Origin of the sequence: Saccharospirillum impatiens DSM 12546 (assembly GCF_000423605.1) — a bacterium.
Classification (GTDB): Bacteria; Pseudomonadota; Gammaproteobacteria; order Pseudomonadales; family Natronospirillaceae; genus Saccharospirillum; species Saccharospirillum impatiens.
Genome location: NZ_AUIH01000014.1, coordinates 37,201 through 64,178 on the forward strand (window position 1 = coordinate 37,201; position 26,978 = coordinate 64,178).

A 26,978-nucleotide genomic window follows, 5' to 3' on the forward strand; every position below is an offset into this window, starting at 1 on the left:
CTCCATGGACGGATTGACTGGGCGGCATCCCGACCGACCCCGCAGAGGCATCACAGGTAGCTGGCGCGGGCCAGAGCCGCCCAAAGAACCCGAACTCCGAAACGTGTATCAAGAGTCAACAGAAGGCAGCTCCGACCGAACCGCCTGCAACGCCTCGTTCAGCGTTGAAAAATACTGACTGACCCCGGGCACGGGTTTTACTTTTGCGCGGGCCAGGGTCTTCAGTGGCTGAAATTGCAGATCGGCAATGAAAATTCGAGTGTTATTCCGGCCACAATTGGTGATGAGCTTTTCCAGGGCGGCGAGACCGCCGGCGTCCAGAATCGGTACGCCATCCATGTACAAAACAATGCCCCTACTTTGTTTACACAGCTGAGCCATTTCACCAAAAACGCGGTCGGCGGCGGCAAAAAACAACGGCCCGTTGATCTTCAAAACCGTCCAGCCTTCGGGCAGTTCACCCTCGACTTGCTTGCGATTCTGACTGATGTCGGTGACCCGCGTCATCTCGGCGATCTCTTTCACAAACAGCACTGCGGCCAACAAAATACCGACGGTAATCGCCATGACCATATCGACCAGAACCGTCAAAGAAAAACAGGTGATGAACACCCAGATGTCCCCTCTCGGAGCGGTCTTTAACAGATGCACCGCCTTGGGAGCTTCACTCATGTTCCAGGCCACCATCAACAGCAAGGCCGCCATGGCGGGCATGGGTAACCAGGCAAGCACCGGCGCCAATGCCACCAGCCCGAGCAAAACAACGCCCGCGTGCACCATGCCCGAGACCGGGCTGACCGCGCCGTTCTTGAAGTTCGCTGCGGAGCGGGCAAGTGCCGCTGTGGCGGTAATGCCACCAAAAAACGGCGTCACGATGTTGCCGATGCCCTGCCCCAACAATTCACTGTTGGCGCTGTGACGTTTGCCCGACATACCATCGAGCACGACTGCGCACAGCAACGATTCGATCGCACCGAGCATGGCGATGGCAAAGGCTGCAGGCAGTAATTCAACCACCAGCGTCCAGCTCAGCCCAACCGGCAAACCATCGCCACCGGGCCGTTGCCAGGGCCACTCAAATGCGGGCAACACGGGTGGAATACCCTGCCCGACCGAGCCATCGGCCAGGGTATAACTGAATCGACTGCCAATGGTATCGACAGACCAGCCCTGACTGTTCAGCCACCAGGCTATCAATGTGCCCACAATCACCGCAGGCAAATGCGCCGGTACCGGCCAACGCAAACGCGGCCAAAACACCAGCACGGCAAAGGTAATAGTGGCAACAATGACACTGGGCCAGGCTAGATCGGGCAGTGACTGGCCAAGCACCCAGACTTTATCGGCGGTGTGCTCAGGCATCGATTCCAGGGGCAGACCGAACAGGTCTTTGACTTGCAACACCCCAATAACCACGGCTATGCCCGCGGTGAAACCGAGTGTGACCGATTCCGGGATGTATTCGATCAATCGGCCCAGGCGCAGCAAGGCCAGACCCACCAAAATCACACCGGACATCACGGTCGCCAGCAGCAAGCCACCCAGGCCGTAGCGCTGTGCGATGGGGTATAAAATCACCACAAAGGCAGCGGTCGGGCCGGAAATGCTGAACCGGGAACCACCGGTCAGCGCGATGACAAAGCCAGCGATGATGGCGGTGTACAGACCGTATTGGGGAGGTACGCCACTGGCGATTGCCAGGGCCATGGCCAAAGGAATGGCGATGATGCCGACGGTAATGCCCGCCAACAGGTCACGCACCAGCTTGCGAGAGTCATAGCCTTCTGCCACAACCTCTCGCAGGGCGTGTGCAGGACGCAGGGAAAACAGATGAGCACGATGGGGCATGGCGAATAACGGCCTCTACATTAGAAAGACATTATATAACACGGCAGCGACCCTCCGATAGTGACGAGTATCAATCGTTGTCGGTAGAAGGCGACATAGCTCCATCGGGTCGATGGTCTGGCGACAGTTCAGTGGCCACGCTGTCCGGCAGTTTCTGGCGCACAGTCGCCCCCAGTTCTTCCAGAATTTCCACCTGACGCACCAGAGAACCCCGACCGTCGCGCAGGGTTTTCCAGGCCGTGTCGTACGTATTGCTGGCGGTATTGATCTGACTGCCAAGTTTTTCCATGTGCATCGCAAAGGTTCGCAATTTGTCGTACACCTTGCCAGCCTGATCAAAGAGCTGCTTGGCGTTCACGTTCTGGCGTTCCAGTGTCCACAAATTCGCCACCGTACGCAGTGTAGCGAGCAGGGTTGTTGGCGTAACCACAACGATATTTTGCTTGAAACCATCGTTAAATAAAGCCGGGTCGGACTGGAAGGCCGCGATGAAGGCCGGTTCGATGGGCATGAACATCAGCACAAAATCCGGCGAGTTCAAGCCGTTCAAGTGTGGGTAGTTTTTATCGCTTAAACTGCGAATGTGCTGACGCACCGCCGCGACGTGTCGCTTCAACGCCAACTCCCGCTCCAGTTCGGTTTCCGCAGCGACATATTGCTGGTAGTCGTTCAACGACACCTTGCTGTCAACGATCAAATGTTTGCCATCGGGCAGGTTGACCAGAAAATCCGGCCGCTTGTTCTGGCCGTTGTCGTCTTTAAAACTGGCTTCGCGATCGTACTCGCGACCGCGTTGCAAACCCGCACTTTCCAGTATTTTTTCGGCCTGAATCTCACCCCAGTTGCCCTGCAGTTTCTTGTCGCCTTTGAGCGCACGGGTCAGGTCATCGGCCTGCTGGTTCAACTGGGTATTGAGATCTTTAAGTTGAGTTAGTTGACTCATCAACTCGCTTTGACCCCGGGTATCCTGGGTGTGAATATCATCGATGCGCTTGCGAAATTCCTGAACCTGTTCACGAAACGGCGTCAGCAAGGCGTTCAGACTGGTCTGGTTCTGTTCACTGAAGCGCTTGCCCTTGGCTTCAAAAATCTCGTTGGCCAGTTGGCTGAATTCGGCTTTCAGGGCGTCGCGGGTATCGGTCAGCAGGGCTACCTGTTCCCGATGGTGTTTCTGCTCCGCCTGATGCTGGGACTCCAACCCCGCCAACCGGGTTTCACGCTGACGCAGTTGCAGCATAAGCCGTTCGTTCTGCGCTTCCAGTTGCTGCAATTGCGGCGACTGTCGGGACACTTCAAACTGCGCCTGCTGATGTTTGAATTCCGTTTCAGCCAGTTGAGCCTCCAACTGACGCCGCGAGCGAATGGCAAAACCACCCACCACCAGGCCACCCAGGGTGCACGACAGGGCAAGGCTGATCCAGACTTCCGGCAATTGCCACCACAGCATCGGGCGCTCCTTGTTTAAGACTTTGTTACAACTGAAGTTTCGCAGTTCGCGGAACGTATAAGCAGCGGCTGCCGGGTGAGCCCCTGTGGGGTAGTCCGCAGCATGGATGCTGCGGCCTAGGCTCCATGGACGGATTTACGCCGACCCCACAGGGGCTTACCCGGTAGCTGCTGCGGGCCAATGCCACCCAGCCAAACCGAACTGCGAAACTTGAGTTACCACCAACGACTAACCGGGATCATCAACAGAATCAGCTTCCAATGGCACTGAAACGCCTGACGCGTCAGGCAATCCCACCTCGCGCCAACGTTCAAACCAGTGACCCTGCGGCATGGCTTCAAATGCATAGTGGCGGTCTTGCCAGTCGAAGGCCAGACGATGGGCATGCAAATACAGCCGCTCGGCTTCAGTGCCGCCATAGCGTTTGTCGCCAATGATCGGGCTCGACAGGCTCTTCATCGCGACCCGCAACTGGTGCGTTTTACCGGTTTGCGGCAACAGGGTATAACCGCGAATCCCCGGGGCCAGCGACATCGAATGGAAGCGGGTGATGGCCGGGTGCTCATGGCTGCGTGCCAGCATCCACTGCCCACGGCGGCTGCGCACCATATCCCCGCTAACCAGACCCTGCTTCTTGCTCGGTTTGTGATCACTGACCGCGAGGTATTGTTTGCGAATCTGACGTTGCTGGAACTTCATGCTCAACGCCCGGTTCGCCGCTGGATTACGCGCCATCAGGACCAGGCCTGTGGTCGGCTTGTCGAGACGGTGAACCGGAAACACCTCGCCTCCCAGCTGAGCCCGGGCCCAGCGCAACAAACCCCAACTGTCTTCCGTTTCCTGAACCGTCCAGCCCGAGGGTTTATCGAGCACACAGAAGTGCGGGTTGCACTCGATGATGGCCGGTGGAATCACGTCCAGACACTCAGGTCGTCGTCGTTGACCGGCAGGTCATCGTTGTGATGGCACTGCAGGCGCAGTTTCATCAGGCGTTCGCCCCAGCGGGTGTTCTCGGCGGCAAGATCAGCCTCGCTCAAACGCCAGTCACGATGCTCAAGCCGAATGGTAAAGCCGCGGTCGGCTTTCTGCAGCGTCCACAGCACCAGGGTGTTTTCCCAGTCCGGATCGCCTTGCACACACAGCCATTCCAACGATTTATCGGGCTCTTCCTCGACCACTTTGAGAGTGACCGGGCTGTCCAACTCATCCGAACTCAGTTTCCAGCTATCGCCGCCAGCGATGCTGACGGTACCAGCCCACCAGGCTTGCAGACCCAGGCGAGTGGTCAGCATTTCCCAGATCCGGCTGGCCGGCGCGTCGATGGTAATTTGATGAAGCAATGTAGCCATATACACCCTCATCCGGTCGGATCCGGATCTTCTTTGGTTCAAACGTCAGCACTATTCTGACACGTTTCGCCTGTTCAAGTCGCCCATCGCGAACTATGGTGGCGGGATGTTAATCGATTGCCAGCCCTTATGAATGCACACGGTTCACCCCTGGCGCTGACGCCTGAAGCCTCGCTGAATCGCATGCCAGTCGTCATGACCGCGCAGGATACGCCACGCCCTGCCCGCTACTGGGTATCAACGCCCGCCTTGTTGTCGTTGATTCACGAGCATAATCCCGGCGACGAGCGCTCAGTTCGACAGTTCCTGACGACTTTTGATGCCCGTGAAGACGCGGACCAGCGCATTCTGGAGACGTTTGCCAACCGGCTGATCTGCGTGATTCGCACAGCCCAGACCGGGCAGGCCTGGGCGCATGGTTCTGACTTTCAGCGTGACTATGCCCGCTACTGGCAAACCTGCGAAACCCTGGTACTGGCTGGCGGCCTGACCAGCGGCGATTTTGGCCAACAACTGGCTCAACGCCTTGAAACTGCGCTGGCCCCGCTGAACGTACTGGTTTCTCCCTGGGCCGGTCAAACCGGGCTGGTCGGGCTGGCTCAACATTACGGGTCTGCAGACCCGCTGGTGGTGATGGATTTCGGCGCTACCGGCATCAAACGCGGCCTGGCCTATCACCACGGTAACCGAATCATCCCGCTGCCAGAGCTCACCGTGGATCATTGGCTGGACGGCCAGGGTTTATTCAGGGGAGAAGCGTTTCGTGCGGTACTGAAAGACACCCGTGAACACCTGGACGGGCGCTTGCCACTGGCCATCAGCCTGGCGTGTTATCTCGACCAGGGCCATCCACACGACTACCATTCAGGCGTCTACCACCGGCTCATAGACGAGTGCGATCACCTCGCGACCACCTTGCATCAGCAATGGCTGCCAGGGGCAGGTTTCTCGGGGTTGGCCCTGCTCGAACACGACAGCACCGCCGCTGCCCTGGCTTTCCGGTTTTCCAGGCCGGCTATGATGGTCACGCTGGGAACCGGCCTCGGTGTTGGGGTGTGCCCCCGGCATGAGGGTTTTTAACCCAAGGCAACCGGCAGGCGCTGATCGCCCGGATCGTGATAGATGGCCGCTTGCTGTGCACTTTTACAGCAGGGCCGCCTGAAGCGGTATCCGCAGGCCTCAGATCAAGGCTATACTGATTTATACCCGAACAAAGCCGAGGATAGACTGAATGCTGGTAGTGAGTCTGGTCACCGCCTTGTTGCTGTTGCTGGCGACCTTTTCCGCAGACTCAACGGGGGCCGATATAGCCCTCGCCACATCCGCTGCCGCCATTCTATTAGTGGGTGCTTACTATCACCGGGCACTAACCGCATTGCACCTTATTGTGCTCGCCGCCGTGACGGTCGTTCCGGTGACACAATGGTTTGAAGTGCTGATTGTTGAGCGAGATCGCAGTCAGCAACAGCAGACCGTTCGCGAACAGATTGGCCAACTGTCCAGCCAGGTAGAGACCGCCCTGATCGCTAATCGGGGGTACCTGGATGCACTCAGTCTACTGGTGTCAACAGAGCCCAATGTCAGTCAGGAGCGCTATCAACAATGGCTGGAACAGTTGATTCCCGCGCAGACCTTCAGCCTTCTGAACATCACCATCACCAATCAATTTGTCATCACCCACGTCTCCCCCCTGGAGCCGCAAAATCTTGCAATACTGGGAACCAACCTGGCCCTGGTGCCCGACCAGGTCGATGATATCCGCGATGTTATGGAAACCCAGAACGCCAAAATTGTCGGCCCGCTTAATGTATTGCAGGGGGACACGGCACTGGTCTATCGCCTGCCCGTCTCAGGTCAACCGCACATGATTGTGTCGGGTGTGGTGTCACTGGATCAGGTGATCGACCAGGCCACCTCCGGAATGGACAACCTCAAACTTGGGCTGACGGTCAGCCGTAACGGGGCTACAACCCAACTGTTCAGCCAGGGCATTCCAGGCACTCACCGGGTATCAACCCGGTTTGATCATGGCGACCTGGAGTGGACGATTCTGGCGGAACCCCGGGTGGGGTGGAAGGCTCCCACCAGGACTCTTTGGATGACACGCGCCTCGGCACTGGTTGTCTGGCTGTTTATTGTTTTGCTGCTGGGATCGCAGTACCGGGTTATGCGTCAGCGCGAAAAGGAACGGATGCAACTGAAGATTCAGGAGAGCAAACTGCTGGAAGCGCAACGACTCGGCCGATTGGGCTCCTGGACATCCTTACCCGATGATCAGTTCGCACTGTCAGCTCCATTGATGGATCTGCTGGGCACCGATCAGCCGAAGCTGAGCCGGGAAGCGGTCGTGAACTACATCTACGAGCCCGACCGGCCCTATTTCACCATGCACACCCAGAGTGTGCTGGATGCTAGCCAGCCTTTTGCCCGCTTTGAACACCGCATCATTACCCCAAGCGCACTGCTCTGGGTGGAACAAACGATCGCACTGAACGATAATCATGAACTGACCGGGATGTTGCGCGACATTACCGACATAAAGACCACTGAAGCAGAACTGCAAAAACTAAACTATTACGACTCACTCACGGGTGCTTCTAACCGGAACTTCTTTGGCAAGCAGGTTCAGCAGGGTATTTCGCTCTCACAGCGCAATCAGAACCATCTGGCGCTGGTCCTGTTTGATCTGGATAATTTCAAGACGATCAACACCAACTACGGTCATACCGTAGGCGATGAAGTGCTCAAACAACTGACCGAGCGCATCAAATACTGCATTCGCAACAGCGACACAGTCGCTCGCTTGTCCGGTGATACCTTCGCCATTTGCCTGCAAAACCTGAAAGACCCCGGCCACTGTATCTTTGTTGCCGACACCCTGCTGAAGTCCATCACCGAAATCATAGAGATAGACGAGGTGCGCATCAGCATTACCGCCACGCTGGGCATTGCGACCAGCCCCACCGACGATGGCGATTACGAAGGCCTCGTCAAGAAAGCCGAAATCGCCTTGCGCAAAGCAAAGGAAATTGACCGCGGCAGCTACCAGTTTTACTCCGACCAGATGAACCTTGAGAATGACCGCCGCCAGGACATTCTCAGGTTGTTGCCCTATGCGCTGCAAAACAACGAATTCCATCTGGTGTTGCAACCGCGTGTCGACCGGGTCGATCAGCACTGGTGCAGCCTGGAGGTCTTGTTACGGTGGAACAGCCATGAACTGGGGAGCGTTTCGCCGGGCGAATTCATCCCCATCGCTGAAGGCAGCCATTTGATCGTTGAGATCGGTAACTGGGTGATTCGGCGTGCGCTGGAAGAGTTCAGCCAGCATCTGGCTCAGTTGGACGACCGCGTTGTGTTGTCCATTAACCTGTCGCCAAAACAGCTCGAAGAGCGCAACCTCAGCCTGTTCATCGCCAGTGAGATTCACCAGGCCGGGGTGCCGGCACACCGGGTAGAGTTTGAAATTACCGAGCATTCACTGACCGAAGAATCCGAAACCACGCTCACGGCCATGGCCGAACTCTCAGCGATGGGCATTCGCTTTGCCATGGATGATTTTGGCACCGGCTATTCCAACCTGGGCATGTTACAGGCCTTGCCGCTACACGTGCTCAAAATTGATCAGCGCTTCATTCAGCGACTTGAGGATGGCGCACGCCACCTGGCACTGGTCGAAGCGATCATTGACCTGGGGCACACCCTGGATTTGACCGTGGTGGCTGAGGGTGTCGAAACGGAGGGCCAGATCAAGCTGCTGTCCGAGCTCGGGTGCGATGAACTGCAAGGCTACTACTACTACCGTCCGCAACCTTTCGTAGAACTGCTAAAGGAGCGCATAGAAACGTAGGAGTCCCCTGGGCGACAGGAAGCATAAGTAACCACTGAACCCAACCACAGGCAATCGCCTCATTCACCGATCGGGATGCTTCCAGTCGCCCACAGAGTGGCCTCCCACAAAAACCGACCCCAGCCCGGAGCTCGAAACAGCCTCCGCTCCCCGTAAGAGGCCAGTCCCCTGGGCGACAGGAAACATAACCAACCATTGACACTGACCACTGCAATCGAATCATTCACCGGCCTGGATAGTCCCTGTCGCCCACAGAGTGGCCTCCTACCAGAACCAGGTGAAGCCAGATGTGGCCCGTCATGCCGGCGAACGAGGATCCAACGGCTTATCCGCATTGGACCACTCTTTTCGACGCGACCAGGCAGCTGCCAGTACCGTAGCGCCAGCGAGAATCGCAAACACCCCACTGCTCAGACTTGCGGGTAACAGCCACCCCGACACCCACCAGGGCAAAGTGGCACAAACCAGCCAAAAACCGGCAGCAAGACGGGTTGAGTAACGACGCTGTTCCAGAATACGGCCATTAATGTACAGCCCTCCTCCCAGAGGAAGAAAGTGCGCCAGGGCGAGACCAAAGGTCAGGTCACTGGTAAACAGCAAAAACCAGAGGGTCCAGCCCATGAGTACAAGATGAATGGTGACCACGGTAGCGCTGACAATCGCAGTGGGGCCGTTGTCGTACTTAACCTGGGTGTCCGGTAGGCAGCGCGGCAACGGATACTGTTGTTTTACGTCATCGGGCCGCCAGCCAGTGGGCATAAACCAGATGCGCAACTTGTCTTTCCAGGCACGGGCGTGCCAGGCATCCTGAACCAACTGCCCCCAAACGTGCCAGTTGGCGAAAAAGGGATTCCAGCTGTGCAGAGGCTTGCGCACCCCGAAAACACAGGGTTCTTCGACCAATTCAGGTTGATAGGTCCGAAACAGACGGTCCCAGAGAATAAAGACACCGCCAAAGTTGCGATCAATGTAAGGGTCGTTGATGGCGTGGTGAACGCGATGATTCATCGGTGTTACGAAGACTTTCTCGAACCAGCCCAGCGTGCCTATAAATCGGGTATGAACCCAGTACTGGTAAATAAGGTTCAGTGAACCAACAGTGATGATCACCTCGGGCGGGAACCCGATAAACAACATCGGCAGATAGAAAATCGAGCCAATCACAAAGCCGTTGAATGGCTGTCGCAATGCGGTTGAGAGATTGAACTCCTCACTCTGGTGATGCACCACATGAATGCCCCAGAGCACGTTGATCTGATGTTGACTGCGGTGACTCCAGTAGTAGCAAAAATCGTAAAATACCAACGCCACGACCCAGAGCAACGGCGTCATGCTCAGTTCGCCGTGCGGCAAAACCGTCCAGAGTGTGGCGTAAGCAAGAAAACTCACCAGGCGGGTGGCAAACCCCATGGTTTGGCTGAGCATACCGGTGCTTAGCGAAGCGATGGCATCGTTAGTGCGGTAATAGCCAGTCTTCTTGCGCCAATCGACGGCCAGCTCGATCAACAGCAATATCATGAAGCCCGGTATGGCATACAGAATCAGATTCACGGTCCACCCTCACTGACTGACCTGGTGGCAGTATAGCCGACCGGTCGCTGTGTATTATTGTTGTCGGGCGGCAAGTTTGAATCAGGTCGACAGATAAACGCAACGTGCAACAGGTCTTAGGCGCCCACCCGCCCGCTAATCTGAAGATCGTGAGGGTGACCTTGGCGCCCCGCTCACTAATCCCTCATCAACGCCTGCACAATGCAATACTGAGCCAGATAATACGTCAGCATCACCGCCCAGGGCTGGCCAGGAAACGGCGAGGCGAACAGACCGATGGCAATCAGTGAATCCGACAGGATAAACACCCCCGCCCCGAAGAAAGCCGGATAGAGTGAATACCGGCTGTTCAGTGCCGCAACCCCCATCCAGAGAATGGCAACCATATAGGCCAAGACGGGCACCGTGAGCGCCCCCAGGTTAGGCCAGCACCAGATCAGCACTGCCAGCGCCCAGACCAGCAGAAACAACACCCAGGCAAAGCGTACCGGACGCCAGGCATAGCGCCGGGCAAACAACACACCGTAGGTCAGCTGGGCAATAAGAAACGCACCCAGCCCGAACACGAAGAGGTTTACCTCCAACAGCACATCGCCCAGTGAGCTGACCAGAATGGCCAGCAGAACCCAGGGTTTCGCGGGCAGCAATGGCTGACGAAGAACCGAGAAGGCCAATAGCCAAATCGGCGCAGCCTTGATCACCCATTCAAACGCAAAGGGAGACCCCAGCATGGCGATCAGGTAAATCAGCACCAGCGCCCAATAGCTTTGTTTGATGGCAAGGCTCATTCAGACACTCCTTTGGTTCTCTGGCGCATTTGCGTCAGTAACAACGTCAGCGCAACGCCCACGATCACGCACAATATGCCCAACCACTGGGCCAGAGACACGGGTTCGCGCAGCACGACCAGGGTCAGAAGTGCATTAAACAGGGGGGCGGTAGTCATCATCAGCCCGGCAATGTTAGCGCTGCTGGCCCCAACAGCCTTGATCCAGCTGAAGAACGCGATTAACGAAGGAAAAACCGCCACATAAGCGACCGTCCACCACAACTCGCCTGGTGGAATCAGAATCTCGTCACGCAACGCACCGCTTAGCCAGAAAGGCACAATCATCAGGCTGCCGACACCAATGAAGAAGGTCAGCATACCGACGCTGTTAACCTCCCAGGCGGGCAGCTTTTTCAGCAATACCGAATAAAACGACCAGCAGATCAACCCGACAAAAAAGATGCCATCGCCGATCAGCGACTGGCCACCCATACTGATGGCCCACTGGCCATCGGTAAGCACAGTATAAGCCCCAAACACGGCCAGGGTCGCAGTCAGCCACTGTGCGGCACTCATCCTTCCGATGCCAAGCCAGGCACTCAGAATAAAGATCATCACCGGCATAAGCGCGGCCATGGCCCCGACATTAACAGGCTGGGTGTATTTCAGCGCCCAGTATTGAAGGGTGTTATACAGAGTAACGCTGAGCGCAGCGAGCAACAGCAGTGTTTTCAGGTGGGTTCGATACCAAGGCCACTGACGCCGAATATGCGGCATCCCAAACGGGGCGATCAGCAAAAACGCCAGCCACCAGCGAAACTGGGAGAGCGTAAATGCAGGCAGCGAGACAACGGCGATTTTGCCAACGATGGCGTTCGTCGCCCAGAAAAAGTTGGCCAGCGCCGCGAAGCCGATGGCGATGAGCAATTGGCGTGAGGTCATTGTGATTAGCGTATGGTTAGAATTTATTATGGGTGGGAGTGTCGGGGTTTTGGGAGGTTGAGGCAAGTTTAAGCTGTTAGCTTTGGCTGTGAGTTTTTTAGCAAGTGAGTGAGAGGTTTCTAAGTTTGCACAATAAGAGCAACGGATGACAGGGTTGCCTCTGTGGGGAAGTCCGCAACATGGATGTTGCGGTCTAGGCTCCATGGATGGATCTACGCCGACCCCACAGAGGCAACCCTGGCGTCTGGTGCGGACTCCTGCCACTTCAACGAAATCAAACTCCGAATTTTACTTATAAAAAAAGCGACCCGGAGGTCGCTTTTTCAACAGCCGTTCAGGCCTGTTATTTGCCGCGCAGTTTCTTCAGTTCGCGCAAGGTACGCAACTGGGCTGACGCACGCGCCAGATCAGCCGCCACCACAGCGAACTCTTCTTCAGCGATTTTGCTGGCGATGACTTTCTCGGCATCGGCTTTGGCTTTTTCAGCCGCCGCCATGTCGATGTCACCACCGCGCAGTGCAGTGTCGGCCAGGATGGTCACGACGTGCGGTTGGACTTCGAGGAAGCCGCCCGACACGTAGAACACTTCTTCCGACCCGTTCTGCAGAATCAACCGAACCGGCGCCGGGTTCAGCCGTGTCAGTAAAGGCGCGTGGCTGGGTTTGATACCCAGCTCACCCATTTCGCCCTCACAAACGACGGTCTCAACCAGCCCGGAGAAGATATTATCTTCCGCGCTGACGATGTCGCAGTGTACTGTCATAGCCATTGTTAACCTCCGGCGCGATCAGCTCTTTTTGGCTCGAGCATTGTAGGCTTCCATCACTTCATCGATGGTGCCTTTCATGTAGAAATCCTGCTCGGGAACCTGATCGTACTCACCGTCCAGAATGCCCTGGAAACCACGAATGGTCTCTTTCAACGACACATACTTGCCAGGTGCGCCGGTGAAGATTTCCGCAACGTGGAACGGCTGGGACAGGAAACGCTCAATCTTACGCGCACGGGCAACGACCATTTTGTCTTCATCAGACAACTCGTCCATACCCAGAATCGCGATGATGTCCTTCAGCTCTTTATAGCTCTGCAGAACACCCTGAACGCCACGGGCACAGTCGTAATGCTCGTTACCGATAACCAGCGGATCGAGCTGACGCGAGGTTGAGCCCAAAGGGTCAACCGCCGGGTAAATACCCAGTGCGGCAATGTCACGGCTCAGTACAACCGTTGCATCCAAGTGAGCAAAGGTTGTGGCCGGTGACGGGTCGGTCAAGTCATCCGCGGGTACGTATACAGCCTGTACCGAGGTAATAGACCCGGTCTTGGTTGATGTAATACGTTCCTGCAATACACCCATCTCTTCCGCCAGCGTCGGCTGGTAACCTACCGCAGACGGCATACGACCCAGCAAAGCTGATACTTCAGTACCGGCCAGGGTGTAACGATAGATGTTGTCCACGAAGAACAGGACATCACGGCCTTCGTCACGGAACTTCTCGGCCATGGTCAGGCCAGTCAGTGCAACCCGCAGACGGTTACCGGGAGGCTCATTCATCTGACCGTATACCATCGCTACCTTCGACTCGGACAATTTGTCGAGTTTGATAACGCCGGCTTCAGACATTTCGTGATAGAAGTCGTTACCTTCACGTGTCCGCTCACCCACACCGGCAAATACGGACAAACCGCTGTGCTCGGTGGCGATGTTGTTGATCAGCTCAAGCATGTTAACGGTCTTGCCGACACCGGCACCACCGAACAAACCAACCTTACCACCCTTGGCAAACGGGCAGATCAGGTCGATTACCTTGATGCCGGTTTCCAGCAAGTCCTGGCTTTGCGCCTGTTCTGCATAGCTTGGTGCGTCACGGTGGATAACCATATGGTCATCGGCACCAATATCACCGCGCTCGTCAATAGGCTCGCCCAGAACGTTCATGATACGACCCAGGGTCGCAACGCCGACGGGTACCGTAATACCCGTGCCGGTGCTTTCAACGCTCAATCCACGCTTGACGCCTTCGGTGCTGCCCATGGCAATGGCACGTACAACGCCATCGCCCAACTGCTGCTGCACTTCCAGGGTCAGGTTTACTTCAGCGACTTTCAACGCGTCGTAAACTTTCGGTACGTTGTCACGCGGGAATTCCACGTCGACGACGGCACCGATAATCTGTGTGATACGTCCGCTACTCATCTTCTGTATCCTCTCAAAACCGTATTATGAAACCGCTGAGGCGCCACCCACGATCTCGGCGATCTCTTGGGTAATGGCTGCCTGACGCGCCTTGTTGTATTCCATATTGAGACTGTCGATCAGCTCCCCGGCATTATCAGTGGCACTCTTCATTGCCATCATGCGCGAAGCCTGCTCACAAGCCAGATTTTCCACCACGCCCTGATACACCACCGATTCGACATAGCGAACCAGCAGATGATCCAGCAGCGCTTCGGCATTTGGCTCGTAAATGTAGTCCCAGGTATGTCGGCGCGACGTCTCGTCTTCAGCGGCCTTCAATGGCAACAGCTGCTCAATTCCGGGCTTTTGCACCATGGTGTTCACGAATTCGTTAAACACCACAAACAAGCGGTCGATTTTGCCGGAATTAAAGTCGTCTAGCATGACTTTAACGCCGCCAATCAGGTCACTCACAGCGGGCTTGTCGCCCAGCTGAGTCATGGTCGCGACAACGTCATAGCCGCGTGACTTGAAGTAGCCCGTACCCTTGCTGCCAATGGCACATACTTGCACCGTTGCGCCCTTTTTCTTCCAGTCAGTCACGTCTTTTGAGACTTTCTTGAACAGGTTAGCGTTCAACCCGCCACACAGTCCGCGATCGGTTGAGATTACGATGTAACCCACCCGCTTGACGTCACGTTCCATCAGATAAGGATGACGGTACTCGGGGTTGGCGTTCGCCAAATGCCCGATTACCGCGCGGATTTTGTCAGCATAGGGCTTACTGGCGTCCATCCGGTCCTGAGCTTTACGCTTTTTACTCGCAGCGACCATCTCCATCGCGGAAGTAATCTTCTGCGTGTTTTTAATGCCCGATATTTTCGTGCGAATCTCTTTTCCGGCTGCCATAGCAATGCCTCAGTTCAATCGGCTGTCCGAAGACAGCCGGTGAATTACCAGGTCTGCGTTGCTTTGAATTTTTCCAAAGCGTCCTTCAGCGAAGCGGCAACATCATCGTTATAGTTGCCGGAATCGTTGATCTGTTTCATCAGATCAGCGTGTTCGCTGTTCATGTAGGAATGCAGAGCCGCCTCGAACGCACCCACTTCTTTGATTTCCAAAGCTTTCAGGTGGCCTTCGTTGGCGGCGTAAACTGAGACAGCCATTTCTGCAACCGTCAAAGGTGCATACTGGCCTTGCTTCATCAGCTCGGTAACGCGCTGACCATGCTCCAACTGAGCCTTGGTCGCTTCGTCAAGATCCGACGCGAACTGCGAGAATGCCGCCAGTTCACGATACTGTGCCAATGCAGTACGAATACCACCGGCCAGTTTCTTGATGATTTTGGTCTGAGCCGAGCCGCCCACACGAGATACCGAAATACCGGCGTTCATGGCAGGGCGAATACCCGCGTTGAACAGGTCAGTTTCCAGGAAGATCTGACCGTCGGTAATGGAAATCACGTTAGTCGGTACGAACGCAGACACGTCACCGCCCTGGGTTTCAATGATCGGCAGAGCGGTCAGAGAACCGGTTTTGCCTTTCACTTCACCCTTGGTGAACTGTTCAACGTACTCAGCGTTAACGCGTGAAGCACGTTCCAGCAAACGGGAGTGCAAGTAGAAAACGTCACCCGGGAAGGCTTCACGGCCCGGCGGACGACGCAGCAGCAAAGAGATCTGACGGTAAGCAACGGCCTGTTTGGACAGGTCATCGTAAATGATCAGAGCGTCTTCACCACGGTCACGGAAGTATTCACCCATGGTGCAACCGGCATAAGGCGCCAGGAACTGCATGGAAGCAGGTTCCGAGGCCGAAGCGGCTACGATGGTGGTGTATTCCATGGCGCCATGCTCTTCCAGCTTGCGTACCACGTTGGCAATGGTCGATTGTTTCTGACCGATTGCCACGTAGACACACTTAATACCGGAATTTTTCTGAGCCATAATGGCGTCAACCGCCAACGCGGTTTTACCGGTCTGACGGTCACCAATGATCAGCTCACGCTGACCACGGCCGATTGGCACCATGGCGTCTACGGCTTTATAACCAGTCTGTACCGGCTGATCGACCGACTGACGGGCAATAACGCCCGGCGCGACCTTCTCCAGCGGATCGGTCAGGGTGGTTTTCACCGGGCCCTTGCCGTCGATCGGGTTACCCAGAGCGTCGACGACGCGACCGAGCAGTTCCGGACCAATAGGTACTTCCAGGATACGACCGGTGCACTTACAAGTCTGGCCTTCAGCCAGATCCTTGTAATCACCCAACACGATCGCACCAACAGAGTCTTGTTCCAGGTTCAGGGCCATACCAAACAGCCCGTTGTGGAACTCAATCATCTCACCAGACATGACATCGGCCAGACCGTGAATACGCACAATACCGTCGGATACGCTGACGATGGTGCCTTCGTTCTGGGCCTTGGAGCTGGTATCGAGTTTGCCGATACGCTCCTTGATGATGTCACTGATTTCTGAAGGATTCAGTTGCTGCATTCTATTTCCCTCACTAGGAATTCATTGCTTCAGCGAGTTTCGCCAACTTGCCGCGGACCGACCCGTCGATGACCGTGTCACCGGACCTGATCACCACACCGCCCAGCAGTGACTCGTCGATTTCAACGGTCAACTGCACCTGGCGGCTGAATTTGGCGGTCAGCTTGTCGGCCAGCGTCTTTTGCTGGCTATCGCTCAAGGAAAATGCACTGGTCACCAGAACATCGGCGGTTTTTTCTTGCTCCGCTTTCAGCACTTCGAACTGTTCGCTGATCTCGGCCAGCAGTGCAAGACGGCGATTTTCAGCCAGAACGCTGACCAGGTTAGACCCGCCCTCGTTCAGAGCATCGCCGGCGAGTTGCTGCAAAGTTTTGGCTTTGTCAGCGGCGGACAGCTCAGGATTGGCAATGAGTCGTTCAACCGTCTCATGCTGACTGATAGCAGCCAGTATCGACAGTTGCGTCGACCAGGCATCCAGTTGCTTACTGTCCAGAGCTGCGTTGAACGCGGCTTTGGCGTAAGGACGGGCCAGCGTACTTAATTCTGCCATGATCCCTCCTTACAGCTCGGCTGCCAGCTTATCCAACAACTCGCTGTGTTTTTTCGCGTCGACTTCGGAGCCCAGAATGCGTTCCGCACCGGCCAGAGTCAGTTCGGAAATACGGCTGCGCAGTTCTTCACGCGCGGCGTTCACTTCCTTATCGACCTCAGACTGGGCAGCAGCCACAATGCGCTCACCTTCTACACGAGCTTCAGCTTTCGCTTCATCAACCAACTGCGCAGCGCGCTTGTTGGCTTGCTCGAGGATGGCAGCGGCTTCCTGCTTGGCTTCCTGCAGCTTCTTCGCCACATCGTGCTGTGCCAGTTCAAGATCTTTGGCAGCACGGTCGGCAGAATCGAGCCCTTCGGCAATTTTCTTCTGGCGGGCCTGCATGGCATCCATAATCGGAGGCCATACAAATTTGGCGCAGAACCAGACGAAAATGGCAAAGACGACGATTTGTCCAATAAACGTTGCGTTGAAATTCACGCCTTCACCTCGTTTTGGTTGGTTTAATCAGAGTACCCAAAGGACTGATTGATTAACCAGCCACTACGAAGATCAGGTACATCGCGATACCAACACCGATAATGGGGATCGCGTCTACCAGGCCGGCAACAATGAAGAATTTGGTCTGCAGCATGGGGCCCAGTTCAGGCTGGCGAGCTGTAGAATCCAACAACTTACCACCCAACAAGCCGATGCCAATTGCAGCACCGATTGCACCAAAACCCATCATGATCGCAGCGGCAACAAATACCAGTTCCATGTTTTTCTCCTAAGTTTTCTATCGTTAAGGTTTAGAGCTTTCAAGTTAAAACTTTCTTTTCAAAATCCGGGGCAGCCATCGAGCCTACCCGACGACCCGACTAATGGTCTTCGTGGGCCTGACTCAGGTACACGATGGTCAACACCATAAAGATGAACGCCTGCAACGGAATGACCATGATGTGGAAAATAGCCCACGCCATTTGCAGTACGCCACCAAAGACGGCGAAGAAGATGCCGGCACCGAACATCAGCGCGATCAGAATAAAGATCATTTCCGCTGCGTAGAGGTTACCGAACAAACGAAGACCGAGTGAGAACGGCTTCGCAATCAGTCCAACCAACTCCAGGAAGAGGTTGAACGGAACAAATACCCAATGGTTGAAGGGCGTAAACGACAGCTCTTTAATAAAGCCGAAGCCCTTCACTTTGAAGGAGTAGTAGATCATCAGGAAGAACACAAACACCGCTGTGCCCAGTGTGATGTTCGGGTCGGTTGACGGAACGATCTTCTGATATTTCACACCCAGCAATTCCAGGGTGTAAGGAATCAGGTCAACCGGAATGATGTCCATCAGGTTCGACAGGAACACCCAGACAAAGACGGTCAGCGCTATTGGTGCAATCCACGGGTTTCTGCCGTGAAAGGTATCCCGCACCTGGCTGTCAATGAACTCGACGATGGTCTCGACGAAGTTCTGCATGCCGGTTGGTACACCCTCAGTCGCCTTCTTGCCCACTCGCCAGAAGGTGAACAAAAAGATCACCCCAAGAAGAATGGACCAAATCATGCTATCCACATGAAAGGCCATGAACCCCATTTGGTTAAACTCTGCGGAACAACCACCCAGAACCCACTGAGTGGTCTCCAGAGTCGAGCCATCGCACATTGTCGCACCCGCTTCCAACTTCCCATAAGTGAGGTTGGTCAGGTGGTGCGAGATGTACTCACCCGCATTGGCATAACTGCCTGCTTCACTTGCCATATGTCACTTTACCCCTATTGGCCGCCCGTTAGAGCGGTTACTTAACCAGAATCGGTGCCAACATCGCTGACAGGGTGTTGAGTACCACCACCACCAGCAACATTGTTATGGCGCTCAGGTCCGGTTGCGTTACCCAAACCGGTATCAACCCTGCTGCCAGAATAATCCATTTGCCAAACAACCCCTGGGATGTCGCCACCACGAACAGGGCTGTGTAGCGCGAGCCGAAATGCCTCAGGCTGCGCCAGGTAAAATAACTTTGTGCCAACACACACAAGGCACCGGCCATCACGACTTCCAACCAGACACCCGGGGCCATCACGACGACGACCAGCCCAATGATCAGGGCGACGACGGCCTGCAGCGTGACCAGGCGCCAGGCGGAAGGCCGGGGGACTGGTTTGGCCCTTACTTGTTCAAACACCACTGTTCTTTCCCGGTTATTGTCGTATGCCCTGTCGTTCAGCGGTATTCGTAGGGCTGAACGGACGGACGGTTTGGGCACCTAATGCAAGGCCTGCCCCGCTTGAAATCCGGGTTTAAGCGGTACCGGCCCATTGGAGGTCCGGCAAAACTCGGCAGAGTATATTGGAGTCGGCTAGTCGCATCAACACGCAACGTCCCCGCGCAACAAGACTGCCCTGTTTCTGACAAGTTCCTGTTTTAGAACACAATTCACGTGAACCGAACACCGTCAGGCGCTATTTTACGTGGTTCAGGATACCGTCGAGCTCATCCAGGCTGTTGTATTTGATCACCAGAGACCCCTTGCCACGGGCACCATGCTTGATCGACACGTTGGCCCCCAGCCGCTGTGACAGCATGTCTTCAAGGTTCTGAATGTTGGCGTCGGCCTTGTGCTCGGTACGATCCAGCCCCGTTTTTTTGCCTTCGACCAGATTACGCACCAGCTGTTCGGTCTGACGCACGGTCATGCCTTTCGCCACGACCTGCCGGGCAGCATCGATCTGCTGTTCGCCCTGCACGCCCAACAAGGCACGGGCATGGCCCATTTCCAGATCGCCGTGTTCAAGCATACGTCGCACATCGGCTTCCAGACTGATCAGACGCAGTAGGTTGGTCACCGTCACCCGGTTTTTGCCCACCGCCTCGGCCACACCAGCCTGGGTCAGATCAAATTCTTTCTGCAACCGTTGCAGCGCCAGCGCCTCTTCCATCGGGTTCAGGTTTTCGCGCTGGATGTTCTCGATCAGCGCCATGGCGATGGCGTCTTCGTCGGAGACATCGCGGATCACCGCCGGAATCTGGTCCAGACCGGCCATCTGCGACGCGCGCCAGCGGCGTTCACCGGCGATCAGTTCGAACGATTCAGGCCCCTGGGGTCGCACCACGATCGGTTGCATCACGCCCTGGGCGCGTATCGACGCGGCCAGCTCTTCCAGGGCATCGGCGGACATATCACGCCGGGGCTGGTAGGTACCCCGACGAATCCACTCAACCGGCAGCATGCGCAGACTGCCGTCATTCACGTGGGATACTGGCTGGTCAGCAATGGCCTCGACTTCCCGTCGGGTCGTGATCAGCGCGTCCAGGCCGCGTCCCAAGCCTCGTTTCTTAGCTGCCATTTACACAGATCCTGTCAGATGTTCGGTATCGGGTGCCTTGATGCCCTCGACCCGCCGGACCATTTCACCGGCCAATGCCAGATAGGCCAGCGCGCCTTTGGAGGTACGGTCGTATTGCAGCACGGGCGTGCCGTAACTGGGGGCTTCTGCGAGCCGCACATTGCGAGGAATCACCGAGCTGTAGAGCGCGTCGCCAAAGTGGTCTTTTAACTGATCGGAGACATCGTTGGTCAGGCTGTTGCGCGGGTCATACATGGTGCGCAGCAGCCCCCCGATCTGAAGCTTGGGGTTCACGACCTTTTGAATGCTGTGAATCGTGTCCATCAGCGCTGCCAGACCTTCCAGAGCATAGTACTCACACTGCATCGGAATCAGCACTTGCTCGGCCGCGGCCAGGGCATTGACGGTCAACATGTTCAGCGATGGCGGGCAATCGATAAAGATATAGTCGTAGTTGTGCTTGACCTCGGCCAGGGCATATTGAAGCCGGTGCTCCTTCATCTTGAACGACATCAGTTCGACTTCGGCGGCCGTCAGGTCGCCATTGGCAGGCAGTAAATCATAGCCGGCTTCCGGTGTGCTCACGATCGCTTCAGCACAGCCGGCTTTGCCGGTGATCACGTCGTAAACACTGAGCTCGATCTCATTCTTGCTGATGCCACTGCCCATGGTGGCATTGCCCTGGGGATCCAGATCCACGACCAGCACCTTGCGCTTCATCGCCACCAGGGAGGCGGGCAGATTGGTGGCTGTGGTGGTCTTGCCGACCCCGCCTTTCTGATTGGTAATGGCAAAAATATGTGTCAAAGCCGAATCCTTATGTCGTTCGGGCCGACAACTGTACCAGATGTCGCCCGTCCGCACTGAGTAAAGCGCTGCCCGGTACGGTCAGCGGCGTTACCCGGTCGACTTGGTAGTCGCCCGGCAATGCCGCGATCTCGTCGGTCGGATACAGTCCTTTCATGGCCAGAAAGTGGCCACCCGGGGCAAGCAGATGCTGGGATTTTGCCACCATATCGGCCAGCGTGGCAAAGGCCCGTGACGAGATTTGTGAGAAGGTCCGCTCTGGCTGCCAGGATTCAAGGCGGCTGTGCACCACCGTCACGTTATCAACCGCCAATTCCATCTTCACCTGGGTCAGAAAACGCGTCTTCTTGCCGTTACTGTCGAGTAAGGTCACCGGCTTGGCCGGATCGACCAGCGCCAGGATCATGCCTGGCAGTCCGGGGCCAGTGCCAACATCGAGCAAGTCACCCGGGCCTACAAACGGCAGAATGGACAGGCTATCAAGCAGGTGACGACTCACCATTTCCTCTGGCTTGCGCACCGAGGTCAGGTTGTAGGCCTTGTTCCACTTGATCAGCAGCGCATGATAGGCCAGCAATCGTTGCTGGGTGGCGTCATCCAATTCGATGCCGAGTTCAGCCAACCCATCCCGCAACAGTGCCGCGTAGCGCTCACTCATGCGCTGTGCTTCTCGGCCTGTGCCGCTTTACTGGCCGCCGACTGTTTCTTCAGATGAATCAACAGCATCGATACTGCCGCCGGTGTGACACCGGAGATACGCGACGCCTGGGCCAGGGTTTCCGGCCGGCCCTGCTTCAGTTTCTGTTTTACTTCATTGGACAAGCCACCTATGGCGTCGTAATCCAGTGCCGCTGGCAACTTCATGTCTTCATGGCGACGCAGGGTATCGATGTCGTCCTGCTGGCGCTGAATGTAGCCTTCGTATTTCGCGCTGATCTCGACTTGCTCGGTTACGGCTGAATCAAGTGACCCGGTCGGCACCAGCTCGGCGATGTCGGCATAGGTCAGTTGCGGCCGTTTTAGCAGGTCGCGCAACGTGGTCTCCCGTGACAACGGCTGCGCCAACTTATCGTGAAGCGCTTGCGCCTGTTCGGACTTCGGTTGCACCCAGGTGCTGTTCAGCCGCTGGGTTTCCAGCGCAATGGCTTCCTGTTTGGTGCTGAACGCGGCCCAGCGAGCATCGTCGACCAACCCCAGTTGGCGTCCGGTCTCAGTCAGGCGGGCATCGGCGTTATCTTCACGCAACAGCAACCGGTATTCGGCGCGGCTGGTGAACATCCGGTACGGCTCCAGGGTGCCCATGGTGATCAGATCGTCGACCAGAACGCCGAGGTAGGCTTCATCGCGACGCGGTGTCCAGGCGTCTTCACCCGCTGCGCGCCGGGCGGCGTTGACACCTGCCAGCAGCCCCTGGGCTGCGGCTTCTTCGTAGCCCGTGGTGCCGTTGATCTGACCGGCGAAAAACAGGTTGCCGATAAATTGGGTTTCCAGGCTGTGTTTGAGGTCACGCGGGTCGAAGTAGTCATACTCGATGGCGTAGCCAGGCCGGGTAATATGGGCGTTTTCAAACCCTTTGATACTGCGGATAAAGTCGATCTGCACGTCAAACGGCAAACTCGTGGAAATGCCATTGGGGTACATTTCATAGGTGGTCAGCCCTTCGGGCTCGACGAACACCTGGTGGCTGGTCTTGTCGGCAAAGCGGGTGACCTTGTCTTCGATCGACGGGCAATACCGCGGTCCGATGCCTTCGATCTCACCGGCGTACATCGGCGACTGATGCAGGTTGTTGCGAATGATGTCGTGCGTCTGTTCGGTGGTGTGAGCAATCCAGCAGGAGACCTGACTCGGGTGTTCTTCTACCCGACCCATATAGGACATGACCGGTAGCGGTGTATCGCCGGGCTGTTCGGTCAGTTGGCCATAATCGAGACTGCGGCCGTCAATGCGCGCCGGGGTACCCGTCTTAAGACGCCCGACCCGAAACGGCAGTTCACGCAACCGCTGCGACAGGGCATTGCTCGGGGCATCGCCCATGCGACCGCCGGAGTAGTTCTGCATGCCGACGTGAATCTTGCCACCCAGAAAAGTACCGGCGGTCAGCACCACGGTTTCGGCCATGATGTGAATACCGGTCTGGGTGACGACGCCGGTGACGACGTCGTTTTCCAGCAGCAGGTCATCGGCTGACTGCTGGAACAACTCCAAATTCGGCTGCAATTCAACGATTTCGCGAATCGCTGAGCGATACAGTTGACGGTCAGCCTGAGCGCGAGTGGCGCGTACGGCCGGACCTTTACGGCTGTTCAGTACCCGAAACTGAATCCCGGCGCGGTCAGTCGCGCGCGCCATGGCACCACCCAGCGCATCGATTTCCTTGACCAGGTGACTCTTGCCGATGCCACCAATAGCCGGGTTACAGGACATCACCCCGACGGTATCGGCGTTGTGCGTCAGCAACAGTGTCTGTGCGCCCGTGCGCGCTGCCGCGAGGGCCGCCTCGGTTCCGGCATGGCCGCCACCGATCACTATGACATCGTAACGCTTGGGAAATTGCACTGGGCACCTCAGGTTCTAACAGGCCGGGGCTGGTGATCATTTTTTCACCAAATCCCGGAAAATGGGGCGCAGATTATACGGATTAACGGGGGCGTTTGGCACCCCCTTTCTTACTACGGGCCAGGCTTGATTTGTGGCTTTGGTCCGCGCCGGGCACCGGTGGATGCCTCTGCGGGGGTCGGCGTTGATCCTTCCATGGAGCCTAGGCCGCAACATCCATGTTGCGGACTACCCCCGCAGAGGCATCCACCGGCACCCGTCGCTAGTCTTTACTGCCATCATCGAAGTCAGTCCCTAATTGGCTAACGGTCGTCCATGACAGCATTGAGATTAGTGTCAGGTGCCGGGTGTACCTGTCCGGGGAAGTCTGAGGCATGGACTAAAACGCCAGGAGCGTTTTAGCATGAGCGCAGCGAGCCCGAAGGGAGAATCCCATGGAGGGGATTCTTATCCCGAAGCCTAGCCCCCATGGACGGGTTTACGGCGAGCGATGTGTCGCACCACCCGGAAAAGTGCACCCGGTGCCTGACACGGACTCCTGGCAACACACTAAAACTAACCTCCGGAACTTGAAGCCCGAAGGGCCAAGTACTCCAACAGGAGGCCTGAGGTCACAACCGACCATGAACCGCCTTGCGAAATACCTCAGTCAGCACCGCCGCATTCAGCGGTTGTGGGTTGCCACCGGCAGAGGGGTCAACGGCGGCCAGACGGCCCACTTCGTCGGCTTGATCGTCGGGAACATCGATATCGGCCAGCGTATGGGGAATACCCAGCTCGCGCCTGAAGTCCAGCACCCACTGCAGCAGAGCGTCGAAGGAGGTGTCTTGCAGGCCCACAGCCTGAGCCACAGGCACCATTCGATGCTCGATGCTGGCGCGGTTGTGTACCATGATGTACGGCAGTACCACGGCGTTGGTCAGGCCGTGGTGGGTGTTGTACATCGCGCCGACCGCGTGGGAAATGGCGTGCACGCCCCCCAGGCCTTTCTGAAAGGCGATGGCCCCCATGCTGGCGGCGGTGAGCATTTTGGTGCGGGCTTCCAGGTTGTTGCCGTCTTTATAGGCAACCGGAAGCGATGCCGCCACAAGGCGCATGCCTTCCAGCGCGATGCCCCCGCAGATCGGGTGAAACCCGGGCGCGCAGTAAGCTTCGAAGCTGTGGATAAAGGCGTCCAGTCCGGTTGCGGCAGTGATGTGGGGCGGCAAAGCCGTGGTGACTTTGGGGTCCAGTATCACCGCGACGGGCAGCATTTTCGGGTGAAAGACGATGATTTTACGGTGTTCGGCCTCGTTGGCAATGACCGAGGCGCGGCCCACTTCCGAGCCGGTACCGGCGGTTGTGGGAATGGCGATGACCGGGGCGATGCCTGCCGCGTCGGCGCGGGTCCAGTAATCGCCGATGTCTTCAAAATCCCAGATCGGCCGGGTCTGGCCCGACATGAAGGCGATGGCCTTGCCCACATCCAGCCCGCTGCCACCACCGAGCGCGACGACACTGTCGTGCCCGCCGCTGCGATAGACGTCAACACCCGCCTCAACCATGGGCCCGGTCGGGTTGCCTTCGACCTCGGCAAACAGGGCCGCTTTTAAGCCCGCCGACGTCAACGCCACCAGGGTGTCGGTCACCATGGGCAGGCTGGCCAGGCCGCGATCGGTCACCAGCAAGGGGGCTTTGAATCCCAGTTCCTGACACAGAGCCGGTAATTCCTTCAGTCGGTCCGGCCCAACCAGAATGCGGTTGGGCATGCCCCAGTTGGCGATTAACGATGTTTCGGTGGTCATGGGTTAGCCTCCGCTGGGCAGTCGTAAGTGAAAACTCTTGGGTTGGGTCAGGGCGTCGTAACCGATCTCGGACAGAGACGCGCCCCGGCCTGTATGCTTGACACCGGTCCAGGCCAGAGCCGGGTCGAGCACGTCGCACCGGTTCATGAACAGGGTGCCGGTCTGGACATCGCGCCCGAGGCGTTCGGCGGCGTCCAGATCCCGCGTCCAGATCGAGGCGGTGAGTCCAAACTCACTGTCGTTCATCAGCTGAATCGCTTCTTCATCCGACGCGACCGGCATGATGCCGACCACCGGGCCAAAGCTCTCTTCGGTCATCACGCGCATGCTGTGATCGACCCCGGTCAGAATCTGCGGAGCCAAATAAGCGGTACCCGGCTGGTCTGCGGGGAACTCCCCGGGCTGAATCAGCGCCGTGGCGCCGGCTTTGACCGCGTCGGCTATCTGGCCGCGCACGAAGTCAGCAGCCGAGGCTTTGACCAGAGGGCCCAGCGTGGTCGTTTTTTGCAACGGATCGCCGAGCACCAGCTTGCGGGTCTCAGCGACCAGCGCGTCGACAAACTCCTGGTAGACATCCTGATGCACATAGATGCGCTCCACCGAGCAACAGCTCTGGCCGCTGTTGAAGAAAACACCGTCAGCCAGGTTAACGGCGGCATCAGCGATATCGACGTCGGCGCGCACATAGGCCGGGTCTTTGCCGCCCAGTTCCAGCGCGGTGCCGGCAAACTGTCCGCTTTTGGCAATGGCCTGCTGAATACTCTGACCGCCCCGCACCGAGCCGGTAAAACTGACAAAGCGGATCGCCGGTTCTTGCAGAATAGAGGCCGTGGTGTCGTGGCTCAATGTGACCGCCTGAAACACGCCTTCGGGCAAACCAGCCTGCGCCAGAACCCGTTGCAACCGTTCGGCACATAACAGCGTTTGCTGAGCATGTTTAAGCAGCACAGCGTTGCCAGCCGCGAGCGCCGGCCACACCGTATTGACCGCCGTCATATAGGGAAAATTCCAGGGCGCAATGGTCAGCACCACACCCACAGGATCTCGACGAATATAGCGTTTGAAACCGGGCTTGTCAGGCATGTCCAGATCCGCCAGCGAACGCGGCGCGATAGCCTGCATGTAACGGGCCCGCTCGGCAAAACCATTGACTTCACCGCCCCCCTGGCTAATTGGTCGGCCCATCTGCCAGGCGAGCTCTTCAGACAGTTCGTCGCGTTGCTCGTCAAGCAGTTCAACCGCCCGCTCCAGAATGTTCACCCGCTCTGGCAGCGGGGTAGCTTGCCATTGACGCTGTGCAGCCGAGGCCCGCTTGACCGCCTCTCTAGCTTCAGCCTCGCTCAAATACGGCCGCTCCGCGTATTGGGTGGCGTTTACCGGGCTGATGATTGTTGCCATCTCAGTCATTCTTGGGTTCCTGTTAAGTGTTCGAGTGCAGCTCGTGTCATGAGTTAGAAATTCGCGCCCAGTAAGCTACGGACTATCCAAGGACTACCGGGTACGCCTGGTGGAGG

Annotated in this window: 24 protein-coding genes; 2 read left to right on the top strand and 22 right to left on the bottom strand. The window is 56.9% G+C overall.

Annotation, left to right across the window (positions count from 1 at the left end; translation table 11 throughout):
- Positions 1–108: 108 nt before the first annotated feature.
- The 4 genes from dauA to G565_RS0111255 form a co-directional block, all read right to left on the bottom strand.
- The gene (gene dauA / locus G565_RS0111240) at positions 109–1,848 is read right to left on the bottom strand and encodes a C4-dicarboxylic acid transporter DauA (protein ID WP_028671013.1); all 1,740 of its coding nucleotides are present in this window, start codon (positions 1,846–1,848) and stop codon (positions 109–111) included.
- Positions 1,849–1,918: 70 nt separating this feature from the next.
- Positions 1,919–3,295 (bottom strand): DNA recombination protein RmuC, encoded by a 1,377-nt coding sequence (rmuC, locus tag G565_RS0111245; RefSeq protein WP_037338893.1) that lies wholly within the window; start codon positions 3,293–3,295, stop codon positions 1,919–1,921.
- Between the two features lie 228 nt (positions 3,296–3,523).
- Positions 3,524–4,210 (bottom strand): pseudouridine synthase, encoded by a 687-nt coding sequence (locus tag G565_RS23880; RefSeq protein ID WP_157600056.1) that lies wholly within the window; start codon positions 4,208–4,210, stop codon positions 3,524–3,526.
- Positions 4,207–4,644, bottom strand: a complete 438-nt coding sequence (locus G565_RS0111255; RefSeq protein WP_028671015.1) for an SRPBCC family protein — start codon at positions 4,642–4,644, stop codon at positions 4,207–4,209. Before G565_RS0111255 ends, G565_RS23880 begins: the two co-directional genes overlap by 4 nt.
- A 129-nt stretch (positions 4,645–4,773) precedes the next feature.
- Between G565_RS0111255 and G565_RS0111260 the strand changes: the two genes are divergently transcribed.
- Together G565_RS0111260 and G565_RS0111265 are read left to right on the top strand one after the other, a co-directional pair.
- Entirely contained in the window at positions 4,774–5,724 is a 951-nt protein-coding gene (locus G565_RS0111260; protein ID WP_028671016.1) for a hypothetical protein, read from the top strand.
- 151 nt (positions 5,725–5,875) lie between these two features.
- Positions 5,876–8,494: a bifunctional diguanylate cyclase/phosphodiesterase gene (locus G565_RS0111265; RefSeq protein ID WP_028671017.1), complete on the top strand. Its 2,619-nt coding sequence runs from the start codon at positions 5,876–5,878 to the stop codon at positions 8,492–8,494.
- Between the two features lie 297 nt (positions 8,495–8,791).
- Here the strand turns inward: G565_RS0111265 and G565_RS23885 are convergent, their stop codons facing one another.
- From G565_RS23885 to G565_RS0111355, 18 genes are all read right to left on the bottom strand, one after another.
- Positions 8,792–10,045: a sterol desaturase family protein gene (locus tag G565_RS23885; RefSeq protein WP_051207789.1), complete on the bottom strand. Its 1,254-nt coding sequence runs from the start codon at positions 10,043–10,045 to the stop codon at positions 8,792–8,794.
- A 176-nt stretch (positions 10,046–10,221) separates the two neighbouring features.
- Positions 10,222–10,833 carry a lysoplasmalogenase gene (locus G565_RS0111275; protein WP_028671018.1) on the bottom strand — a complete coding sequence of 204 codons (612 nt, stop codon included), beginning with the start codon at positions 10,831–10,833 and terminating at the stop codon, positions 10,222–10,224.
- Positions 10,830–11,756 carry a DMT family transporter gene (locus G565_RS0111280; RefSeq protein ID WP_028671019.1) on the bottom strand — a complete coding sequence of 309 codons (927 nt, stop codon included), beginning with the start codon at positions 11,754–11,756 and terminating at the stop codon, positions 10,830–10,832. Before G565_RS0111280 ends, G565_RS0111275 begins: the two co-directional genes overlap by 4 nt.
- Positions 11,757–12,099: 343 nt before the next feature.
- Entirely contained in the window at positions 12,100–12,525 is a 426-nt protein-coding gene (locus tag G565_RS0111285) for a F0F1 ATP synthase subunit epsilon (RefSeq protein WP_028671020.1), read from the bottom strand.
- An 18-nt stretch (positions 12,526–12,543) separates the two neighbouring features.
- The gene (atpD, locus tag G565_RS0111290) at positions 12,544–13,953 is read right to left on the bottom strand and encodes a F0F1 ATP synthase subunit beta (protein WP_028671021.1); all 1,410 of its coding nucleotides are present in this window, start codon (positions 13,951–13,953) and stop codon (positions 12,544–12,546) included.
- A 24-nt stretch (positions 13,954–13,977) separates the two neighbouring features.
- Positions 13,978–14,844 (bottom strand): F0F1 ATP synthase subunit gamma, encoded by an 867-nt coding sequence (gene atpG, locus G565_RS0111295; RefSeq protein WP_028671022.1) that lies wholly within the window; start codon positions 14,842–14,844, stop codon positions 13,978–13,980.
- A 44-nt stretch (positions 14,845–14,888) separates the two neighbouring features.
- Complete coding sequence (gene atpA / locus G565_RS0111300; protein WP_028671023.1) at positions 14,889–16,433, bottom strand: F0F1 ATP synthase subunit alpha; 1,545 nt, start codon at positions 16,431–16,433, stop codon at positions 14,889–14,891.
- Between the two features lie 13 nt (positions 16,434–16,446).
- Positions 16,447–16,983 carry a F0F1 ATP synthase subunit delta gene (locus G565_RS0111305; RefSeq protein ID WP_028671024.1) on the bottom strand — a complete coding sequence of 179 codons (537 nt, stop codon included), beginning with the start codon at positions 16,981–16,983 and terminating at the stop codon, positions 16,447–16,449.
- 9 nt (positions 16,984–16,992) lie between these two features.
- Positions 16,993–17,463 (bottom strand): F0F1 ATP synthase subunit B, encoded by a 471-nt coding sequence (locus G565_RS0111310; RefSeq protein WP_028671025.1) that lies wholly within the window; start codon positions 17,461–17,463, stop codon positions 16,993–16,995.
- Positions 17,464–17,515: 52 nt separating this feature from the next.
- Positions 17,516–17,743, bottom strand: coding sequence for a F0F1 ATP synthase subunit C (gene atpE, locus G565_RS0111315; protein WP_028671026.1), 228 nt, complete (start codon positions 17,741–17,743; stop codon positions 17,516–17,518).
- Between the two features lie 100 nt (positions 17,744–17,843).
- Positions 17,844–18,728, bottom strand: coding sequence for a F0F1 ATP synthase subunit A (atpB, locus tag G565_RS0111320; protein ID WP_028671027.1), 885 nt, complete (start codon positions 18,726–18,728; stop codon positions 17,844–17,846).
- 37 nt (positions 18,729–18,765) lie between these two features.
- On the bottom strand, positions 18,766–19,152 hold the full coding sequence (locus G565_RS0111325) for a hypothetical protein (RefSeq protein ID WP_157600057.1): 387 nt from the start codon (positions 19,150–19,152) through the stop codon (positions 18,766–18,768).
- 277 nt (positions 19,153–19,429) lie between these two features.
- A complete protein-coding gene (locus G565_RS0111330; RefSeq protein WP_028671029.1) occupies positions 19,430–20,314 on the bottom strand; it encodes a ParB/RepB/Spo0J family partition protein in 885 nt (294 codons plus the stop codon).
- Positions 20,315–21,121 (bottom strand): ParA family protein, encoded by an 807-nt coding sequence (locus tag G565_RS0111335; RefSeq protein ID WP_028671030.1) that lies wholly within the window; start codon positions 21,119–21,121, stop codon positions 20,315–20,317. It lies immediately after the preceding gene.
- A 10-nt stretch (positions 21,122–21,131) separates the two neighbouring features.
- On the bottom strand, positions 21,132–21,779 hold the full coding sequence (gene rsmG / locus G565_RS0111340) for a 16S rRNA (guanine(527)-N(7))-methyltransferase RsmG (protein ID WP_028671031.1): 648 nt from the start codon (positions 21,777–21,779) through the stop codon (positions 21,132–21,134).
- Positions 21,776–23,680: a tRNA uridine-5-carboxymethylaminomethyl(34) synthesis enzyme MnmG gene (gene mnmG, locus G565_RS0111345; RefSeq protein WP_028671032.1), complete on the bottom strand. Its 1,905-nt coding sequence runs from the start codon at positions 23,678–23,680 to the stop codon at positions 21,776–21,778. The genes rsmG and mnmG overlap by 4 nt, the downstream gene beginning before the upstream one ends.
- Before the next feature lie 611 nt (positions 23,681–24,291).
- Positions 24,292–25,464: an iron-containing alcohol dehydrogenase gene (locus tag G565_RS0111350; protein WP_028671033.1), complete on the bottom strand. Its 1,173-nt coding sequence runs from the start codon at positions 25,462–25,464 to the stop codon at positions 24,292–24,294.
- Between the two features lie 3 nt (positions 25,465–25,467).
- Positions 25,468–26,871, bottom strand: a complete 1,404-nt coding sequence (locus tag G565_RS0111355) for an aldehyde dehydrogenase family protein (protein WP_028671034.1) — start codon at positions 26,869–26,871, stop codon at positions 25,468–25,470.
- Between the last annotated feature and the right edge of the window lie 107 nt (positions 26,872–26,978).

Coding starts and splice junctions, on each gene's coding strand:
- dauA (WP_028671013.1), bottom strand. CDS start 1,848: ATGCCCCATCGTGCTCATCTGTTTTCCCTGCGTCCTGCACACGCCCTG.
- rmuC (WP_037338893.1), bottom strand. CDS start 3,295: ATGCTGTGGTGGCAATTGCCGGAAGTCTGGATCAGCCTTGCCCTGTCG.
- G565_RS0111255 (WP_028671015.1), bottom strand. CDS start 4,644: ATGGCTACATTGCTTCATCAAATTACCATCGACGCGCCGGCCAGCCGG.
- G565_RS0111260 (WP_028671016.1), top strand. CDS start 4,774: ATGAATGCACACGGTTCACCCCTGGCGCTGACGCCTGAAGCCTCGCTG.
- G565_RS0111265 (WP_028671017.1), top strand. CDS start 5,876: ATGCTGGTAGTGAGTCTGGTCACCGCCTTGTTGCTGTTGCTGGCGACC.
- G565_RS0111275 (WP_028671018.1), bottom strand. CDS start 10,833: ATGAGCCTTGCCATCAAACAAAGCTATTGGGCGCTGGTGCTGATTTAC.
- G565_RS0111280 (WP_028671019.1), bottom strand. CDS start 11,756: ATGACCTCACGCCAATTGCTCATCGCCATCGGCTTCGCGGCGCTGGCC.
- G565_RS0111285 (WP_028671020.1), bottom strand. CDS start 12,525: ATGGCTATGACAGTACACTGCGACATCGTCAGCGCGGAAGATAATATC.
- atpD (WP_028671021.1), bottom strand. CDS start 13,953: ATGAGTAGCGGACGTATCACACAGATTATCGGTGCCGTCGTCGACGTG.
- atpG (WP_028671022.1), bottom strand. CDS start 14,844: ATGGCAGCCGGAAAAGAGATTCGCACGAAAATATCGGGCATTAAAAAC.
- atpA (WP_028671023.1), bottom strand. CDS start 16,433: ATGCAGCAACTGAATCCTTCAGAAATCAGTGACATCATCAAGGAGCGT.
- G565_RS0111305 (WP_028671024.1), bottom strand. CDS start 16,983: ATGGCAGAATTAAGTACGCTGGCCCGTCCTTACGCCAAAGCCGCGTTC.
- atpE (WP_028671026.1), bottom strand. CDS start 17,743: ATGGAACTGGTATTTGTTGCCGCTGCGATCATGATGGGTTTTGGTGCA.
- atpB (WP_028671027.1), bottom strand. CDS start 18,728: ATGGCAAGTGAAGCAGGCAGTTATGCCAATGCGGGTGAGTACATCTCG.
- G565_RS0111330 (WP_028671029.1), bottom strand. CDS start 20,314: ATGGCAGCTAAGAAACGAGGCTTGGGACGCGGCCTGGACGCGCTGATC.
- rsmG (WP_028671031.1), bottom strand. CDS start 21,779: ATGAGTGAGCGCTACGCGGCACTGTTGCGGGATGGGTTGGCTGAACTC.
- G565_RS0111350 (WP_028671033.1), bottom strand. CDS start 25,464: ATGACCACCGAAACATCGTTAATCGCCAACTGGGGCATGCCCAACCGC.
- G565_RS0111355 (WP_028671034.1), bottom strand. CDS start 26,871: ATGACTGAGATGGCAACAATCATCAGCCCGGTAAACGCCACCCAATAC.